The sequence below is a fragment of the Streptomyces murinus genome (assembly GCF_002154555.1).
Lineage (GTDB): Bacteria > Actinomycetota > Actinomycetes > Streptomycetales > Streptomycetaceae > Streptomyces > Streptomyces murinus.
On the sequence record NZ_MUNF01000334.1, the window covers coordinates 1 to 16,731 of the forward strand.

Here is a 16,731-nt window from a genome sequence, read left to right on the forward strand (position 1 = left end):
CCGGGGGCCCGGCGGCGCGGCGACGGCACCTCCGGGCCAGAGGCGGTCGCCCGGCACTGGGGGCTGGGCCTGAGCGGCCGACACCGAGAGCTGGGCCCGGGCGTCCGGCGGTGAAGGCTTGGCCTGAGCGGCCGGGCGGAGGTCGGTCCAGGCGGCGGGGCAGGACGCTGCGGGCGGGGCCGGTCGGTCGGCGGCGGTCACGTCAGGCATTCTCGCCGACGCGGCGGCCGTGCGCGCGGGAGAACGTCGGGCACGGACGGGAGCGGCTCGCCCCCGGGGTGGCGACGGCCGCGCGCGGGAGAGCGCCTTGCGCGCGGCGGTGACGCTCTCCGCCTTGGGGTGGTGACGCTCTCCGCCTTGGCGGCTGCCGTGCGCGCGGGAGACCGCCCGGGCGGCGGGGCTCCGGCGGACGCGAAAGGGCGGCCCGGGTCCGTCAGGGACCGCCGGGCCGCCCTTTGCGAGGAGGTGCCGTGCTCGGCCGCTCAGCTCTCCACCGCGACGGGCTCGCGCGCGGCGATGGGCGCACCGCCGACCATCGCGAGGGGCTTCTGGTGGTCACCGAGGCCCATGGCCTTCATGATGCCGCCGACGATCGCGCCGCCGATGATGAGCGCCATGCCGACCCAGAAGCCGATGGCGTTGGCCATCACCATGAAGGCGCCGGCGACCAGGAAGCCGATGAAGGAAATGATGACGCCGGTCCAGGCGGCCGGGGTGTGACCGTGGCCGTGGCTGCTGCCCGCCATGTCTGTGCTCCTCGTTGCTGTGTACGTGTCCCAGAAGAGCGACGTACGTGTCGTACGGCTCCGAGCCCGCCCGTCAAGCCGGACGCTCGCCGTCCATTGTCCCGTACGCGCACGCGCGTCGGACGCGGGGGTGGCGTCTGGTTCGCCACATCCGCGCGGGGGTCAGGCGCCGGTGGGGTCCTCGCCCCGGTCCAGGGCCTTCCAGATCTCCTCGGGGCGCTCCGGATCGACCGGCCTTGCCGTCTTGCGGGGGCGGTCGGTGCCGCGCTCGTAGCGCCCGGACATGGCGGGCCAGCCGCTGCCGAAGCGCAGCGCGAGCAGCCCCGCGAGCAGGATCAGCAGACCGCCGACGGCCGCCGCATAGGGCCAGCCGGTGTGGCTCAGCGCCGCGACCGTGGCGGTGGTGTCACCGCTGGCCTGTGCGGCCTTCTCGTCCAGCGCGGTGCTGTCGGAGGCGGAGACCAGGGCGGCGGCCATGATGCCCGCGCCGGACAGCGCGAGCAGCGCGGCGACGAGGAAGCGGCCGGCCCGGCGGACGGCGAAGACGGCGACGAGCGCGGCGAGGCCCACTATGGCGAGGGCCGCGGGCACGCCCGTGACATCGCTGCCCTTCGCGGTGAGCGGGAACGCGCCGCCGGCCACCGACGCGGTGCCCTCCGCCCAGCGCTGTCGGCTGGCGAGCAGCGCCACGGCCGCGCCGAGCGCGCCGAACAGGAGGGCCACGGCGAGGCTCCGGCGGCCGGTCCGGGCGGGCTCGGCGGCTTCGGAACGGGGGTGAGGAACGGCAGTCACGTACTCCACTATCGCCTGAACCCCGGGCGAAGTGTCACCCGGGGTTCCGTGAGACGCGCCCTATTCGCCGAGCCGGTTGGCCGTGTGCACCGCCCGCAGCACCGCCGCGGCCTTGTTACGGCACTCCTGGTCCTCGGCGACCGGGTCGGAGTCGGCGACGATGCCCGCTCCGGCCTGCACATATGCCGTGCCGTCGCGCAGCAGGGCGGTACGGATGGCGATCGCGGTGTCGGAGTCGCCCGCGAAGTCGAGGTAGCCGACACAGCCGCCGTACAGACCGCGCCGGGACGGTTCGAGTTCGTCGATGATCTGCATCGCGCGGGGCTTGGGGGCGCCGGAGAGGGTGCCGGCCGGGAAGCAGGCGGTGAGCACGTCGAAGGCGGTGCGGCCGCCGGCGACCCGGCCGGTGACGGTGGAGACGATGTGCATCACATGCGAATACCGCTCGACGGACATGAAGTCGACCACCTCGACCGAGCCCGGCTCACAGACCCGTCCGAGGTCATTGCGCCCGAGGTCGACCAGCATGAGGTGCTCGGCGCGCTCCTTGGGGTCGGCGAGCAGCTCCTCGGCGAGCGCCTGGTCCTCCTGCGGGGTGGCGCCGCGGTGCCGGGTGCCGGCGATGGGGTGGACCATGGCCCGGCCGTCCTCGACCTTGACCAGGGCCTCGGGGGACGAGCCGACGACATCGAACCCGTCGAAGCGGAACAGGTACATGTATGGCGAGGGGTTGGTGGCCCGCAGCACCCGGTAGACGTCCAGGGCGCTCGCCGTGCACGGGGTCTCGAAGCGCTGGGAGGGGACGACCTGGAAGGCCTCGCCCGCGCGGATGCGCTCCTTGACGTCCTCCACGGCGCGCCGGAAGTCGGGGCCGCCCCACAGCGCGGTGTACTCGGGCAGCTCGGAGGGCGGCAGCACGGCCGGGGGCTGGGCCACGGCGCGGCTGAGGTCGGCCTCCATGGCGTCGAGGCGGGCCACCGCGTCGTGGTACGCCTCGTCCACGCCGGTGTCCAGGTCGTTGTGGTTGATCGCGTTGGCGATCAGCAGGACCGAGCCCTCCCAGTGGTCCATGACGGCGAGGTCGCTGGTCAGGAGCATGGTCAGCTCGGGCAGCCTGAGATCGTCGCGCTCGCCGGGGCCGATCTTCTCCAGGCGGCGCACGATGTCGTAGCCGAGGTAGCCGACCATGCCGCCGGTGAAGGGGGGCAGGCCCTCGGTGTGCGGGGTGTGCAGGGCCTGGAGGGTGGCGCGCAGGGCCTTGAGGGGGTCGCCGTCGACGGGGACGCCGACCGGCGGGGTGCCGAGCCAGTGGGCCGCGCCGTCGCGGGCGGTGAGGGTGGCGGCGCTGCGCACGCCCACGAAGGAGTAGCGCGACCAGGAGCGGCCGTTCTCCGCGGACTCCAGCAGGAAGGTCCCGGGGCGTTCGCCGGCCAGCTTGCGGTAGAGGGCCACCGGGGTGTCGCCGTCGGCGAGCAGTTTGCGGGTGACCGGGATGACACGCCGGTCGGCGGCGAGCTTGCGGAAGGTCTCCAGGTCCATGGCGGCGGGCCTCACTGGTCCGCGCCGGAGGGCAGACCGGCGTCCTTGAGGAGCACGTCCTCGTCGAAGCAGGTGCGCGCGCCGGTGTGGCAGGCGGCGCCCTCCTGGTCGACCTGGACCAGCACGGTGTCGGCGTCGCAGTCCAGGGCGACCGACTTCACCCATTGGACGTGGCCGGAGGTGTCGCCCTTGACCCAGTACTCCTGGCGGCTGCGCGACCAGTAGGTGCAGCGGCCGGTGGTCAGGGTCCGGTGCAGCGCCTCGTCGTCCATCCAGCCGAGCATGAGCACCTCTCCGGTGTCGTGCTGCTGGGCGATGGCGGGCAGGAGGCCGTCGGCGCTGCGCTTGAGGCGGGCGGCGATCTCCGGGTCGAGGCTGCTGGGCCGGGGGGTGCCGGGCGTACTGGTCATGGGTGCCATTGTGCCGCGCGCCACTGACAACTCCGGGCGGGTGTCCACTGCGCGGACCGGCGGCGGGTCGTAGGCTGACCCCATGTCGACCTTCGCCAAGCGTGAACGGCTCCTGTTCGCCGACCTCTTGGAAACCGTGGGCCCGGACGCGCCGACTCTGTGCGAGGGCTGGCGGACCCGGGACCTGGCCGCGCATGTGATCGTGCGCGAGCGCCGTCCGGACGCGGCGGGGGGCGCGCTGATCAAGCAGCTCGCGCCGCGCCTGGAGAAGGTGACGGCGGAGTACACCGCGAAGCCGTACGAGGAGCTGATCCAGCTGATCCGCACGGGTCCGCCGCGGTTCTCGCCGTTCCAGGTCAAGCAGGTGGACGAGGCCGCGAACACGGTGGAGTTCTACGTGCACACCGAGGACGTGCGCCGGGCGCAGCCGGACTGGAGCGCGCGGGAGCTGGACCCGGTGTTCCAGGACGCGCTGTGGTCGCGGCTGGAGCGGACGGCGCGGCTGCTGGGGCGCGGGGTGCCGACGGGTCTGGTGCTGCGCCGGCCCGACGGGCAGACCGTGGTGGCGCACAAGGGCGTCCCGGTGGTCACGGCGACCGGGGAGCCGTCCGAGCTGCTGCTGTTCGCGTTCGGCCGGGACCGGGCGGCGCGGGTGGAGCTGGAGGGCGAGGCGGACGCCATCGACAAGCTGCACTCCTCCAAGCAGCTGGGGTTCTGACCAGGGAGGCCGCCCGTGATCAAGGTCGCGATGACCGGGGTGTACGTGGACGACGTGGCGCGGGCGCATGCCTTCTACACGGACGTCCTCGGCTTCGAGACGCGCACCCGTATGGATCTCGGGGACGGCGTCCTCTTCGTGACGGTCGGCGCGTCCGAGGGCGCCCAGCCCGACCTCCAGCTCCTCCTGGAGCCCGGCCAGGGCCCCATCGCCGAGTCCTACCGCCGCGCGCTGTACGAGGCGGGCATCCCCTGCATCGTCTTCTCGGTGGACGACCTGGCCGCCGAGCACCGGCGCCTGAGCGGCCTGGGTGTCCGTTTCCCCCATGGTCCGCGGGAGCAGGGGCCGGTGCTGGCGGCGGTGTTCGACGACACGTGCGGCAATCTGGTGCAGCTGGTTCAGCCGAAGGGATGAACGCCGGGGGGCATGGACCCCGGGCGGGCGCTCATGGACCCCGGGCGGGCGCTCATGGGCCTCAGGCGGGCAGTTCGGCGCGGCGCAGGGCCGGTACGACGAGGGCGACGACCCCGCCGAGGGCGCACACGGAGGCGCTGACCAGGTAGACGGGGCCGAGCCCCCAGAGGCCGATCGCGGCGGCGGCGAGGGGCATGCTCAGCGGGGTGAAGCCGAGGCTGATCAGGCTGGACACGGCGGTGACCCGGCCGAGGTAGGCGGGGTCGGCCTGGGTCTGGAGCAGGGCCCCGCACATGGCGCCGCTGAGGCCGGTCAGCAGTCCGACGAGCAGGGCGATGCCGACGGCCGCCCAGAGGCCGGGCGCGTAGGCGAGGGCGCCGATGGCCAGGGATCCGACCACGATGGTGACCCCGGCGACCAGCCCGGCGCGCGGCAGCCGGCCCCGCAAGGTGAGCAGCAGCGAGGCGGCGCCGGCTCCCACGCCGAACCCGGCGAGCACCCAGCCCATCCCGGAGGCGCCCCAGCCGCGGTGGTCCGCGAGCAGCGTCAGGCCGACGTTCAGCGGGCCGACGAAGCCCAGGTCGCCGAGGGCGATGGCGAGCATCAGCGGGGCGAGGACACGGTGGCCGCGGATGTAGCGCAGCCCGGCCGCGAGATCGGCCCGGGCGGTGGCGCGGGGGCCGTCCGCCCGGTCGCCGGGCAGCTCCCGTATCCGCACGGAGATCAGCAGCGGCACGGACACGGCGATCAGCGCTCCGGCGAGGGCGAAGGCCGCGGAGGCGCCGCCGACGGCCACGCCGAGGCCGCCGAGCGGGGCGCCGACCACGCTCGCGAAGCGGATGGCCAGGCCGCGCATGCCCTGGACGCGGGCCAGCTGGTCCTTGCCGGTGACCCGGGCGGGGAGGGCGCCCACGGCGGGCACGAACACGGCGTCCACGGTGCCGAAGACCAGCGCGAGCAGGGCGAGCGGCCACAGTCCGGGGCTGGTGAGGTACAGCAGGGCGGCCACCGCGAGGACGGCGGCGCAGCGCAGGGCGTCGCTGCCGATGACGACCCGCCGGGGCCCGAGCCGGTCGGCGATCACTCCCCCGCCGAGCATCAGCACGGCCCGGGGCAGCGCGCTCGCCGACATCACCAGACCGGCCTGCGCCGCGGTCCCGGCCCGTACGGCCGCCCAGGACAGCGCCAGGTAGTACACGCTGTCGCCGAGCATGGAGCACGTGTAGGCGGTCAGCCAGCGCCGCACATTGGGGTCCCGGTGGGCCTGTACGGCGGCCGGGGTGACGAGGGTCGAGCTCAAGGCGGGCTCCTTGTGGGGCCGGGAGGCGTGAGGCCGGGACAGGAAGGCGGGACAGGGGGGCGAAGCGCCGGCGGGGCTCAGGTGCGGAAGGGGAACGCGTACGTGTGCACCGCGACGTTCTCGCGGCCCTCGGCGTCCCCCGCGTCCTCCCCCGCCGCCTCCGCCGCCCGGCCGAGCTCGTCGTACCGCCGCACGAGGGCGAGCATCTCCCCGGTCAGCTCGGCGAGTTCGGCCGGTGTGAGCCGCAGCACCGCCTCGGAGGAGACCGCGCCGGGTGCCCACTGCTCGCCCCAGTGCGGGCGTTCGTCCAGGAAGCGCAGGTACATGTCGGACCGCTGGGCGAAGAAGAGCCGGCTCGCGGCGGTGTGCGCGGCGATCTGCTCGGGGGCGTCACGGAAGTCCTCGTCACGGATCCGCACACCGTCGGAGGCCGGCCGCCACCAGCGCTCCCGCCCGTCCCCGCTGCCCGGCTCCGCCGCCTCGATCAGCCCGTGCTCGGCGAGCTTGCGCAGGTGGTAGCTGGCCAGCGAGACCGCCTCGTCGACCTGCTCGGCGAGCTGGGAGGCGGTGGCGGTCCCGGTGAGGGTCAGGGCCCGGTACAGCCGCATCCGCAGGGGGTGGGCGAGCGCCTTGAGCGTGCCCATGTCCTGGATCCGGCGGTCTCTTTCCTTCTCTGCCATGCCCATGACCCTAGATGCGAAAGAAATCTTGCGCAATAAACTTTGCGCAACTTCTCTTTCGCATCCGCACGTATGAAGGCCCCGGCGGCTCAGCCACCGGGGCCCGGGGAACGCGCGTGTCAGCGGACGGGGTGTCCCGCCTCCCGCAGGGTCGCCTTGACCTCGCCGATCCGCAGGTCGCCGAAGTGGAAGACGGAGGCCGCGAGGACCGCGTCCGCGCCGGCGGCGATCGCCGGCGGGAAGTGGGCCAGGCTGCCCGCGCCGCCGGAGGCGATCACCGGCACCGAGACATGCTTGCGAACGGCCGCGATCATCTCCAGGTCGTAGCCGTCCTTGGTGCCGTCGGCGTCCATCGAGTTCAGCAGGATCTCGCCCGCGCCCAGCTCGGCGGCCCGGTGCGCCCACTCGACGGCGTCGATGCCGGTGCCCCGGCGGCCGCCGTGCGTGGTCACCTCGAAGGACCCGGACGCGGTGCGCCGGGCGTCCACCGACAGGACCAGCACCTGGCGCCCGAAGCGCTCGGCGATCTCGCGGATCAGCTCGGGCCGGGCGATCGCCGCGGTGTTCACGCCCACCTTGTCGGCACCGGCCCGCAGCAGCTTGTCCACGTCCTCGGCGGTGCGGACGCCGCCGCCGACGGTGAGCGGGATGAACACCTGCTCGGCGGTGCGGCGCACCACGTCGTAGGTCGTCTCCCGGTCGCCCGAGGACGCGGTGATGTCCAGGAACGTCAGCTCGTCGGCGCCCTCGGCGTCGTACACCTTGGCCATCTCGACGGGGTCGCCCGCGTCGCGCAGGTTCTGGAAGTTGACGCCCTTGACGACCCGGCCGTTGTCCACGTCCAGGCAGGGGATGACTCGGACCGCCAGGGTCATGACCGCTCAGGCTCCTCTGAATGCTTCAAGCTCTACTTCGACCAGGATGCGCGGGTCCACGAAGCCCTCGACCACCAGCAGGGTCGAGGCGGGGCGCACGGAGTCGAACAGGTCCTTGTGGGCCCGTCCCACCTCGTCGACGTCGCGCACATGGTTCAGGTACATACGGGTGCGGATCACGGACTCGACGCCGAGCCCGAACTCCTTCAGCGCCTCCAGGGCATTGCCGAAGGCGACCCTGGTCTGCTCGTACGGATCACCCTCGCCGTACAGGACCGTGCCCTTGAAGGACGTGGTGCCGCCCACCGACACCCGGTCCCCCGCCGCGACGGCGCGTGCAAAACCGAAACTCGCTTCCCAGGAACTTCCGCTCTGCACCCGCCGTACGGCTTCCGATGTCATGACGCCACAGCCTCCAAGGCCTCTTCCAGGGTGAACGCCTTCGCGTACAGGGCCTTCCCGACGATGGAGCCCTCGACACCGAGGGGCACCAGTTCGGCGAGGGCGCGCAGGTCGGCCAGGGACGACACGCCGCCGGAGGCCACGACCGGCCGGTCGGTGGCCGCGCACACGGTGCGCAGCAGCTCCAGGTTGGGGCCCTGGAGGGTGCCGTCCTTGGCGATGTCGGTGACGACGTAGCGCGCGCAGCCCTCCTTGTTCAGGCGGTCCAGCGTCTCGTAGAGGTCGCCACCGTCGCGGGTCCAGCCGCGGCCGCGCAGCGTGGTGCCGCGCACGTCCAGGCCCACCGCGATCTTGTCGCCGTGCTCGGCGATCACCTTGGCGACCCACTCGGGGGTCTCCAGGGCGGCGGTGCCGAGGTTGACGCGGGTGCAGCCGGTGGCGAGGGCGGCGGCGAGGGTGTCGTCGTCGCGGATGCCGCCGGACAGCTCCACCTTGATGTCCATGGCGCGGGCCACCTCGGCGATCAGCGCCCGGTTGTCACCGGTGCCGAAGGCCGCGTCCAGGTCGACCAGGTGCAGCCACTCGGCGCCGGACCGCTGCCAGGCGAGGGCGGCCTCCAGCGGGGACCCGTAGGAGGTCTCGGTCCCGGACTCGCCGTGGACGAGGCGTACGGCCTGGCCGTCGCGGACGTCGACGGCGGGGAGGAGTTCGAGCTTGGCCATGGTCTACAGGGTTCCGATCCAGTTGGTGAGGAGCTGGGCACCGGCGTCGCCGGACTTCTCGGGGTGGAACTGGGTGGCCCACAGGGCGCCGTTCTCCACCGCCGCGACGAAGGGCTTGCCGTGCGTGGCCCAGGTGACCTTGGGCGCGGCGATCAGCGGGTTGTGGGTCTCCTGCGTCCAGTCATGGACGGCGTAGGAGTGCACGAAGTAGAAGCGGGCGTCGGCGTCCAGGCCGGCGAACAGCTCGGAGTCGGCGGGCGCGGCCACGGTGTTCCAGCCCATGTGGGGCACGACATCGGCCGCCAGGGGGCCGACGGTGCCGGGCCATTCCTCCAGGCCCTCGGCCTCCACCCCGTGCTCGATGCCGCGCGAGAACAGGATCTGCATGCCGACGCAGATGCCCATCACCGGGCGGCCGCCGGACAGCCGGCGGTCGATGACCCAGTCGCCGCGGGCGTCGAGCAGTCCGCGCATACAGGCGGCGAAGGCGCCGACGCCCGGGACCAGCAGGCCGTCGGCGTTCATCGCCGCGTCGTAGTCGCGGGTGATCTCCACCTCGGCGCCGACCCGCGCGAGGGCGCGCTCGGCCGAGCGGACATTGCCGAAGCCGTAGTCGAAGACGACGACCTTCTTGGCGGCGGTCAACTCCACACCGCCAGCCGCATGACACCGGCGACCAGGCACATCCCGGCCGCGAGGGAGAGCAGCACGATCAGGCTGGTGGGCATCTTCTGCTTGACGAAGGAGATGATGCCGCCGACCAGGAAGAGGCCGACGACGATCAGGATGGTCGACAGACCGGTCATGGTTACAGCGCGCCCTTCGTCGACGGGAGGATGCCGGCCGCGCGCGGGTCGCGCTCGGAGGCATAACGCAGCGCCCTGGCGAGCGCCTTGAACTGGCACTCCACGATGTGGTGGGCGTTACGTCCGTACGGTACGTGAACGTGCAACGCGATCTGCGCCTGGGCCACGAAGGACTCCAGGATGTGCCGGGTCATCGTGGTGTCGTACTCGCCGATCATCGGCGCCATGCGCTCGGGCTCGGTGTGCACGAGGTAGGGGCGGCCGGACAGGTCGACGGTGACCTGGGCCAGGGACTCGTCCAGCGGGACCGTGCAGTTGCCGAAGCGGTAGATGCCCACCTTGTCGCCGAGCGCCTGCTTGAAGGCGGCGCCGAGTGCGAGGGCGGTGTCCTCGATGGTGTGGTGGGAGTCGATGTGCAGATCGCCGTCGGTCTTCACGGTCAGGTCGAACAGACCGTGCCGCCCGAGCTGGTCGAGCATGTGGTCGTAGAAGCCGACGCCGGTGGCGATGTCGGTCCGCCCGGTGCCGTCGAGGTCTATCTCGACCAGGACCGAGGTCTCCTTGGTGGTGCGCTCGACGCGCCCTACGCGGCTCATGCCTCAAGCTCCTTCTTGACTTCACGTACGGCGTCGAGGAACGCGTCGTTCTCCGCGGGGGTGCCGGCCGAGACCCGCAGCCATCCCGGTACGCCGTTGTCCCGGACCAGGACGCCCCGGTCGAGGATCTTCCGCCAGACCCCGTGGGCGTCGGCGAACCGGCCGAACTGCACGAAGTTGGCGTCGGACTCGACGACGTCGTAGCCGATCGCGCGCAGCTCGGCGACCAGCCGGTCCCGCTCGGACTTCAGCTGCTCGACATAGCCGAGCAGGGTGTCGGTGTGCTCCAGGGCGGCCAGCGCGGTCGCCTGGGTGATCGCCGACAGGTGGTACGGCAGCCGGACCAGCTGTACGGCGTCCACCACGGCCGGGTCCGCCGCGAGGTAGCCGAGGCGCAGGCCCGCCGCGCCGAACGCCTTGGACATGGTGCGCGAGATCACCAGGTGCGGGCGGCCTTCGAGCAGCGGCAGCAGCGAGGCGCCGTGGCTGAACTCGACGTACGCCTCGTCCACGACCACCATCGACGGCTTGGCCGCCTGCGCCGCGTCGTACAGCGCGCGGACCGTCTCGGGCGGAATCGCGTTGCCCGTGGGGTTGTTGGGGGTGGTGAGGAAGACGACGTCCGGCCGGTGCTCGGCGATGGCGCGCTCGGCGGCGGCCGGGTCGATGGTGAAGTCCTCGCCCCGCGGACCGGAGATCCAGCCGGTGCCGGTGCCGCGGGCGATGAGCGCGTGCATCGAGTACGACGGCTCGAAGCCGATCGCGCTGCGGCCGGGACCGCCGAAGGTCTGGAGCAGCTGCTGGATGACCTCGTTGGAGCCGTTGGCCGCCCAGACGTTCTCCCGGGCCAGCGGGAACCCACCGGTGTCGCTGAGGTACTTGGCCAGTTCGGTGCGCAGCCGGACCGCGTCCCGGTCGGGGTAGCGGTTCAGATCACGGGCGGCTTCCCTGACCCGCTCCGCGATCCGCTCGACCAGCGGCTCCGGCAGCGGATACGGGTTCTCGTTGGTGTTCAGCCGGACCGGAACGTCCAACTGGGGCGCGCCGTAAGGGGACTTGCCGCGCAGCTCGTCCCGGATGGGGAGGTCGTCGATCCTTACGTCGCTCACTTGCTCTCCGGTACCTTCCAGCCGAACCTCGCCTTGACCGCCGCGCCGTGCGCCGGCAGGTCCTCCGCCTCCGCCAGCGTGACCACGTGATGCGCGACCTCGGCCAGCGCGTCCTTTGTGTAGTCGACGATGTGGATGCCGCGCAGGAAGGACTGCACGGACAGGCCCGAGGAGTGGCAGGCGCAGCCGCCGGTGGGCAGGACGTGGTTGGATCCGGCCGCGTAGTCGCCGAGGGAGACGGGGGCCCAGGGGCCGATGAAGATCGCGCCCGCGTTGCGCACCCGGTCGGCCACGGCGGCGGCGTCGGCGGTCTGGATCTCCAGGTGCTCGGCGCCGTACGCGTCGACCACCTTCAGGCCCTCCTCGACGCCGTCCACCAGGACGATCGCGGACTGCCGGCCCGCGAGGGCCGGGCGGATCCGGTCGTCGACGTGCTTGGTGGCCGCGACCTGCGGCTCCAGCTCCTTCTCCACCGCGTCCGCGAGGTCCAAGGAGTCGGTGACGAGGACGGCGGCCGCCAGCGGGTCGTGCTCGGCCTGGCTGATCAGGTCGGCGGCCACGTGCGCCGGGTCGGCGGTGTCGTCGGCGAGGACCGCGATCTCGGTGGGTCCGGCCTCGGTGTCGATGCCGATCCGGCCGGTGAAGTAGCGCTTGGCGGCGGCCACCCAGATGTTGCCGGGCCCGGTGACCATGTTCGCGGGCGGGCAGGACTCGGTGCCGTACGCGAACATCGCGACGGCGGTGGCGCCGCCGGCCGCGTACACCTCGTCCACGCCGAGCAGCGCGCAGGCGGCCAGGATCGTCGGGTGCGGCAGACCACCGAACTCGGCCTGCGGCGGAGAGGCGAGCGCGATGGACTCGACACCCGCCTCCTGGGCCGGGACCGCGTTCATGATCACGGAGGAGGGGTAGACCGAGCGGCCGCCCGGCGCGTACAGCCCGACGCGCTCGACCGGAACCCATTTCTCGGTCACGGAGCCGCCGGGGACGACCTGGGTGGTGTGGGCGGTGCGGCGCTGCGCGCGGTGCACGAGGCGGGCGCGCCGGATGGACTCCTCCAGGGCGGCACGGACGTCCGCGTGGAGGCCGGCCAGCGCGTCGGCGAGCGCCTGGGCCGGGACACGGACGGATTCCAGCCGTACTCCGTCGAACCTCTCCGCGAAGTCGATCAGCGCCGCGTCGCCACGATGATGCACGTCCTCGCAGATCGGACGCACCTTCTCCAGGGCGGCCTGAACGTCGAAGTCGGCTCGGGGCAGCAGGTCACGCAGGGCGGGTCCCTCGGGGAGGGCGTCGCCGCGCAGATCGATTCGGGAAATCACAGTCCCAATTCTCTCAGACCGCCGTCCGTAGTCGTCCGCACGTATCAATGGCTGATACAGGCCGGGGACCAATGCCTGGTACAGACGCTGGCCGGAACTCGGAAGATCCCCTTCACCCCGGGTGTTCCGCGCGTCACTCAGCGGGCATCAACGGCAGGACGAACCACCCGAACAGCGGAGAAAGAAGGAACAGCGGTGACCGAGGGGACCGGCTTCGTCGCCGGGGACCTGCCGGACGACCTGACCGCGGCCGAGGCGGGCATGTGGCAGGCCTTCCGCAACGGCAGTGTGTACGACCTGAGCAGCGGCGATTCCGTCGTGGACGATCCGCACGGCGGGCATCCCTGGGGGCCCGAGCGGTCCGTGCGGGCGCGCATCATCGCCTGGCTGCTGCTGGACGGACCGCCGGCGCTCGCCGGGCGGGTGTCCGCGCTCAAGCTCGCCGGGGTGCGCGTCACGGGCGCCCTGGACCTGGCGGGCGGCACCGTGCGGCCGTACGTCGAGCTGCGCGACTGCCGCTTCGACGAACAGGTGCTGGTGCCGGAGGCGCGGTTCAGCACGCTGCGCCTGGTGAACTGCTCGGTGCCGCGCCTGGAGGCGGCCCGGGTGCACACCGAGGGCGATCTGCATCTGCCGCGCTGCCGCTTCCAGAACGGGGTCCGGCTGACCGACGCGCACATAGGCACCGATCTCCTGCTCAACCAGGCGATCGTGTACCGGGACCGCAGCGGGCGCTCGATCTCCGCGGACGGCCTCAATGTCGGCCAGGACCTCCAGGCGGAGCTGCTGGAGTCGCACGGCGAGCTGCGGCTGCGCGGCGCCCAGATCGGGGTGTCGCTGAGCCTGCGCGGCGCGCGCCTGTCCAACCCGTACTCCCGGCTGGCTCTGAACGCGCCCCAGCTCAGCGTGGAGCGCACCCTGTACCTGACCCCGGCCGGAGTGGGGAACCCGCTGCTCAGCGGGACCACACCGGCGCGCGGCACCCGGATCCAGCGGTTCGAGTGCCAGGGCGGGCTGCGGCTTGACGACGGGCGGTTCGGGGACGCGGTGGACCTGGAGCGGGCCCGGTTCACCCTCACCGACGACCAGGAGCTGTCGCTGCGCCGGGTGCACGCGCCCGAGCTGCGCTTCCTCGGGGACGGTCCGGGGCGCGGCAAGGTGGTGCTGTCGGGGGCGCAGATCATGAACCTGGTGGACCGCGCGGGTGCCTGGCCGGGCGCCGGACGGCTGCACATGGGCGGCTTCGCCTACGAGAACCTGGTGCCGCAGGGCCCGTTCCCGCTGGCCCGGCGCCTGGACTGGATCGCCGCGGCCACCGCCGAGTACGCCCCGGAGCCGTACGAGCGCCTGGCCTCGGTGCTGCGCGAGGCCGGGGAGGACGAGGACGCCCGGGAGGTGCTGCTCGCCAAGCAGCGCAGGCGCCGGGAGACGCTGCCGCTGGCGGGCAAGCTCTGGGGCTACGTCCAGGACCTGACGGTCGCGTACGGCTACCGGCCCGGCCGCGCCGCGGTGTGGATGGCGGTGCTCTGGGCGGCGGGCACCCTCGCCTTCTCGCATGCCGCGCACCCCCCGACCAACCACGACGAGCACCCCTACTGGAGCCCGGCCCTGTTCACGCTGGACCTGCTGCTGCCGGTGATCGACCTCGGCCAGGTCGGCGAGTGGCAGCTGCGCGGCCCCTGGGTGTGGCTGTCGGCGGCGATGATCATGCTGGGCTGGATCCTGGCGACGACGGTGGCGGCGGGGGCGACCCGGCTGCTGCGGCGCGGCTGACGCGCGGGCATGTGCGGTCATGTGCGGTCATGTGCGTAAAGGGCGCCCTTGACCCCACGCGTCGTACAAAAGTCGAACAGTCGCCCTTTACTGGTCCTTGACCCTTGGCCGTACAACCTTCCATGACTTCCCTCAAGACCCTGGCGCAGCCCCGACCAGCGGACTTTCAATGGTCCGCACCATGGTTCCGCTGCCCGCGTTCATCCGCCGCTCCTGGATGTCCCGACGTTCCGCGCGCCCGCCCGGAGGGATTCCTTCCGGGGACGAGGCCGTGCTCGACGCGCCCGACGACCGGCTCTCGCCCGCGCTGGTCGCCGCCGGGCGGGGCGAGTACCGGGCCGCGGCCGAGCTGCTGGCCGGCACCCGGGCCGCGGCCGAGTGGGAGAACCACGACCGGTACGCCCGGCGGCTGGCCGCGTTCGCCCTGCTGCGTTCGGAGTGGTTCGAGGACTGGCGGGCGGCCGAGCCGGACGACCCCGGCGCCCTGCTGGTCGCGGCCCAGCTCGCGGTGGACCGGGTGTGGTCCTCGCCGGCCCGCGCCGAACTGCTGCGCGAGGCCAGCCCGCTGATCACGGCCGCCGCACGGGCCGACGACCGGGACCCGGTGCCCTGGCGGATCGCGCTGGACCACGCGCGCGGCTCACGGGCCGGGCACCGCTACTTCGAGGAGCTGTGGGAGGCGGCGCTGCGCCGCGCCCCGCACCACTACGGCTGCCATGTGGCCGCCCTGCGCTATCTGGGCGCGTTCTGCTGCGTCCGCTTCGGGGACACCCCGCATGTGCCGAGCACCGCGCACCGCGCGTGCTTCGACTTCGCCGAACTGGCCGCGCAGGACGCGCCGGCGGACTCGCTGGTGCAGGTGCTGCCCGCGTGGGCCGCGTACGGCTATCTGACCGAGGGCGGCGGGCCCGGGGTGCCGCGGCAGCGGCTGGACTCGGCGGCCGACCGCGCGATAACCCTGTCGGCGCGGTTCGCCGCGGCCGATCCCTGGCCCGCCGGGGTGCGCAACAAGCTGCTCTACGTGCTGCTGCGCCTGGACCGCCCCGAGGACGCCCGCGCCCTGGTGCGGCTGATCGGCCCCTATGTGACCTCCTGCCCCTGGGACCGGTTCTCGGACGACCCGCTCGGCCACTTCCTGCGGCTGCGCGAGCACCTGCTGTCGGGCGGCGGGGCACCGGTTCCGGCCGGGCTGCTGCCGGTGCCCGCGGACCTTCTGCCCGGGCACCGCGGACACGCCCGCGTCGCCGACCATTAGGCTGGGGCGCCGTGACCACCGTCCGTCTGCCGCTCTTCCCGCTGAACACGGTCCTCTTCCCGGGACTCGTGCTGCCGCTGAACGTCTTCGAGGAGCGTTATCGCGCCATGATGCGCGAGCTGCTGAAGACCCCCGAGGAGGAGCCTCGGCGGTTCGCCGTCGTGGCCATCCGCGACGGGTACGAGGTGGCGCCCAGCGCCCCCGGCATGCCCGACCCCACGGCGGAGCCCGAGCGGGGCCCGGCCGCGGGCTTCGGCCCGGACCCGCTCGCGTCCTTCCACCAGATGGGCTGTATCGCGGACGCGGCGACCGTCCGGGAGCGCACCGGCGGCGCCTTCGAGGTGCTCGCGACCGGTACGACCCGGGTGCGGCTGCTGTCCGTGGACGCCTCAGGGCCCTATCTGACGGCCGAACTGGAGGAGCTGGCGGAGGAACCGGGCGACGAGGCGGGGGCGCTCGCGGAGGGCGTGCTGCGGGCCTTCAGGCAGTACCAGAAGCGGCTGGCGGGGGCCCGGGAGCGGTCGCTCGCGACCAGCGCGGAGCTGCCGGACGACCCGAGCGTGGTCTCGTACCTGGTGGCGGCCGCCATGGTGCACGACACGCCGACCAAGCAGCGGCTGCTCCAGGCGCCGGACACCGCGTCCCGGCTGCGGGACGAGCTGAAGATCCTGCGCGGCGAGACCGCCATCATCCGTCATCTGCCGTCGCTGCCCGCGTTCGAGCTGACGCGGACGCCGACCAGTCTGAACTGAGTCCATCACCTCATGGCGAAGAAGTCGAAGAAGCAGCAGCAGTCCGGCGGCACCCCGGCGACGGTGGCGCTGAGCGCGGCGGGCGTGGAGTTCACGGTCCACGCCTACGACCACGACCCGTCCCACCCCTCCTACGGCGAGGAGGCGGCGGAGGCGATGGGCGTCTCCCCCGACCGCGTCTTCAAGACCCTGGTGGCCGACGTGGACGGCAACCTCGTCGTCGGGGTCGTCCCGGTCGCCGGCACCCTCGATCTGAAGGCCCTGGCCTCGGCGGTGGGCGGCAAGCGCGCCGCCATGGCCGATCCGGCCCTGGCCGAGCGCACCACCGGTTACGTCCGCGGCGGGATCTCCCCGCTCGGCCAGCGCAAGAGGCTGCCCACCGTCCTGGACGACTCGGCCCTCGCCCACGCCACGATCTGTGTGTCGGCGGGGCGGCGGGGCCTGGAGGTGGAGCTGGCGCCGGGCGACCTGGCGGAGCTGACCGGAGCGGTGTCGGCGCCCATCGGACGGGGCTGAGGGC

Annotated in this window: 20 protein-coding genes; 6 read left to right on the plus strand and 14 right to left on the minus strand. The window is 73.0% G+C overall.

Annotated elements, in window-relative coordinates; all coding sequences use genetic code 11:
• Positions 1-482 precede the first annotated feature (482 nt).
• The 4 genes from CCN72_RS20515 to hisI all read right to left on the minus strand — a co-directional run bounded on the left by CCN72_RS20515 (position 483) and on the right by hisI (position 3,487).
• On the minus strand, positions 483-746 hold the full coding sequence (locus CCN72_RS20515) for an HGxxPAAW family protein (protein ID WP_037653164.1): 264 nt from the start codon (positions 744-746) through the stop codon (positions 483-485).
• Between the two features lie 162 nt (positions 747-908).
• A complete protein-coding gene (locus CCN72_RS20520; protein ID WP_208638053.1) occupies positions 909-1,547 on the minus strand; it encodes a TIGR02234 family membrane protein in 639 nt (212 codons plus the stop codon).
• A 51-nt stretch (positions 1,548-1,598) separates the two neighbouring features.
• Positions 1,599-3,077, minus strand: a complete 1,479-nt coding sequence (locus CCN72_RS20525) for an anthranilate synthase component I (protein WP_086808783.1) — start codon at positions 3,075-3,077, stop codon at positions 1,599-1,601.
• 11 nt (positions 3,078-3,088) lie between these two features.
• A complete protein-coding gene (hisI, locus tag CCN72_RS20530) occupies positions 3,089-3,487 on the minus strand; it encodes a phosphoribosyl-AMP cyclohydrolase (RefSeq protein ID WP_085564265.1) in 399 nt (132 codons plus the stop codon).
• 82 nt (positions 3,488-3,569) lie between these two features.
• On the opposite strand from hisI, the gene CCN72_RS20535 reads away from it, so the two are divergent.
• Together CCN72_RS20535 and CCN72_RS20540 are read left to right on the plus strand one after the other, a co-directional pair.
• Positions 3,570-4,205, plus strand: a complete 636-nt coding sequence (locus CCN72_RS20535) for a TIGR03085 family metal-binding protein (protein WP_037653158.1) — start codon at positions 3,570-3,572, stop codon at positions 4,203-4,205.
• A gap of 15 nt (positions 4,206-4,220) precedes the next feature.
• A complete protein-coding gene (locus tag CCN72_RS20540; RefSeq protein ID WP_086808784.1) occupies positions 4,221-4,619 on the plus strand; it encodes a VOC family protein in 399 nt (132 codons plus the stop codon).
• A gap of 61 nt (positions 4,620-4,680) precedes the next feature.
• On the opposite strand, the gene CCN72_RS20545 is transcribed toward CCN72_RS20540, so the two are convergent.
• From CCN72_RS20545 to hisD, 10 genes are all read right to left on the minus strand, one after another.
• Positions 4,681-5,919: an MFS transporter gene (locus CCN72_RS20545; protein WP_086808785.1), complete on the minus strand. Its 1,239-nt coding sequence runs from the start codon at positions 5,917-5,919 to the stop codon at positions 4,681-4,683.
• 77 nt (positions 5,920-5,996) lie between these two features.
• Positions 5,997-6,599 (minus strand): ArsR/SmtB family transcription factor, encoded by a 603-nt coding sequence (locus tag CCN72_RS20550; RefSeq protein WP_086808794.1) that lies wholly within the window; start codon positions 6,597-6,599, stop codon positions 5,997-5,999.
• Between the two features lie 119 nt (positions 6,600-6,718).
• Positions 6,719-7,474 (minus strand): imidazole glycerol phosphate synthase subunit HisF, encoded by a 756-nt coding sequence (hisF, locus tag CCN72_RS20555; protein ID WP_037653152.1) that lies wholly within the window; start codon positions 7,472-7,474, stop codon positions 6,719-6,721.
• 6 nt (positions 7,475-7,480) lie between these two features.
• Complete coding sequence (locus tag CCN72_RS20560) at positions 7,481-7,876, minus strand: RidA family protein (protein WP_085564270.1); 396 nt, start codon at positions 7,874-7,876, stop codon at positions 7,481-7,483.
• Positions 7,873-8,598, minus strand: a complete 726-nt coding sequence (gene priA / locus CCN72_RS20565) for a bifunctional 1-(5-phosphoribosyl)-5-((5-phosphoribosylamino)methylideneamino)imidazole-4-carboxamide isomerase/phosphoribosylanthranilate isomerase PriA (protein WP_086808786.1) — start codon at positions 8,596-8,598, stop codon at positions 7,873-7,875. Before priA ends, CCN72_RS20560 begins: the two co-directional genes overlap by 4 nt.
• Before the next feature lie 3 nt (positions 8,599-8,601).
• Positions 8,602-9,249, minus strand: coding sequence for an imidazole glycerol phosphate synthase subunit HisH (hisH, locus tag CCN72_RS20570; protein WP_086808787.1), 648 nt, complete (start codon positions 9,247-9,249; stop codon positions 8,602-8,604).
• The gene (locus CCN72_RS39675) at positions 9,240-9,404 is read right to left on the minus strand and encodes a hypothetical protein (RefSeq protein WP_037653147.1); all 165 of its coding nucleotides are present in this window, start codon (positions 9,402-9,404) and stop codon (positions 9,240-9,242) included. Before CCN72_RS39675 ends, hisH begins: the two co-directional genes overlap by 10 nt.
• Positions 9,405-9,406: 2 nt before the next feature.
• On the minus strand, positions 9,407-10,000 hold the full coding sequence (hisB, locus tag CCN72_RS20575) for an imidazoleglycerol-phosphate dehydratase HisB (RefSeq protein ID WP_085564273.1): 594 nt from the start codon (positions 9,998-10,000) through the stop codon (positions 9,407-9,409).
• Positions 9,997-11,109, minus strand: a complete 1,113-nt coding sequence (locus CCN72_RS20580) for a histidinol-phosphate transaminase (RefSeq protein WP_086808788.1) — start codon at positions 11,107-11,109, stop codon at positions 9,997-9,999. The genes hisB and CCN72_RS20580 overlap by 4 nt, the downstream gene beginning before the upstream one ends.
• Complete coding sequence (gene hisD, locus CCN72_RS20585; RefSeq protein WP_086808789.1) at positions 11,106-12,431, minus strand: histidinol dehydrogenase; 1,326 nt, start codon at positions 12,429-12,431, stop codon at positions 11,106-11,108. Before hisD ends, CCN72_RS20580 begins: the two co-directional genes overlap by 4 nt.
• Positions 12,432-12,626: 195 nt before the next feature.
• Here hisD and CCN72_RS20590 point away from each other — a divergent pair, with 195 nt between their 5' ends.
• The 4 genes from CCN72_RS20590 to ybaK all read left to right on the plus strand — a co-directional run bounded on the left by CCN72_RS20590 (position 12,627) and on the right by ybaK (position 16,727).
• Positions 12,627-14,204 (plus strand): oxidoreductase, encoded by a 1,578-nt coding sequence (locus CCN72_RS20590; protein WP_086808790.1) that lies wholly within the window; start codon positions 12,627-12,629, stop codon positions 14,202-14,204.
• 169 nt (positions 14,205-14,373) lie between these two features.
• Positions 14,374-15,459 carry a hypothetical protein gene (locus tag CCN72_RS20595; RefSeq protein ID WP_208638054.1) on the plus strand — a complete coding sequence of 362 codons (1,086 nt, stop codon included), beginning with the start codon at positions 14,374-14,376 and terminating at the stop codon, positions 15,457-15,459.
• An 11-nt stretch (positions 15,460-15,470) separates the two neighbouring features.
• Positions 15,471-16,211 (plus strand): LON peptidase substrate-binding domain-containing protein, encoded by a 741-nt coding sequence (locus tag CCN72_RS20600; RefSeq protein WP_086808791.1) that lies wholly within the window; start codon positions 15,471-15,473, stop codon positions 16,209-16,211.
• Between the two features lie 12 nt (positions 16,212-16,223).
• Positions 16,224-16,727: a Cys-tRNA(Pro) deacylase gene (gene ybaK / locus CCN72_RS20605; RefSeq protein WP_086808792.1), complete on the plus strand. Its 504-nt coding sequence runs from the start codon at positions 16,224-16,226 to the stop codon at positions 16,725-16,727.
• The last annotated feature ends 4 nt before the right edge of the window (positions 16,728-16,731 follow it).

Bases quoted from the DNA above. Each gene is read 5' to 3' on its own strand.
- CCN72_RS20525 (WP_086808783.1), bottom strand. From the start codon at position 3,077: ATGGACCTGGAGACCTTCCGCAAGCTCGCCGCCGACCGGCGTGTCATC.
- hisF (WP_037653152.1), bottom strand. From the start codon at position 7,474: ATGACCCTGGCGGTCCGAGTCATCCCCTGCCTGGACGTGGACAACGGC.
- hisI (WP_085564265.1), bottom strand. From the start codon at position 3,487: ATGACCAGTACGCCCGGCACCCCCCGGCCCAGCAGCCTCGACCCGGAG.
- ybaK (WP_086808792.1), top strand. From the start codon at position 16,224: ATGGCGAAGAAGTCGAAGAAGCAGCAGCAGTCCGGCGGCACCCCGGCG.
- CCN72_RS39675 (WP_037653147.1), bottom strand. From the start codon at position 9,404: ATGACCGGTCTGTCGACCATCCTGATCGTCGTCGGCCTCTTCCTGGTC.
- priA (WP_086808786.1), bottom strand. From the start codon at position 8,598: ATGGCCAAGCTCGAACTCCTCCCCGCCGTCGACGTCCGCGACGGCCAG.
- CCN72_RS20595 (WP_208638054.1), top strand. From the start codon at position 14,374: ATGGTCCGCACCATGGTTCCGCTGCCCGCGTTCATCCGCCGCTCCTGG.
- CCN72_RS20515 (WP_037653164.1), bottom strand. From the start codon at position 746: ATGGCGGGCAGCAGCCACGGCCACGGTCACACCCCGGCCGCCTGGACC.
- CCN72_RS20550 (WP_086808794.1), bottom strand. From the start codon at position 6,599: ATGGCAGAGAAGGAAAGAGACCGCCGGATCCAGGACATGGGCACGCTC.
- CCN72_RS20560 (WP_085564270.1), bottom strand. From the start codon at position 7,876: ATGACATCGGAAGCCGTACGGCGGGTGCAGAGCGGAAGTTCCTGGGAA.
- hisB (WP_085564273.1), bottom strand. From the start codon at position 10,000: ATGAGCCGCGTAGGGCGCGTCGAGCGCACCACCAAGGAGACCTCGGTC.
- CCN72_RS20535 (WP_037653158.1), top strand. From the start codon at position 3,570: ATGTCGACCTTCGCCAAGCGTGAACGGCTCCTGTTCGCCGACCTCTTG.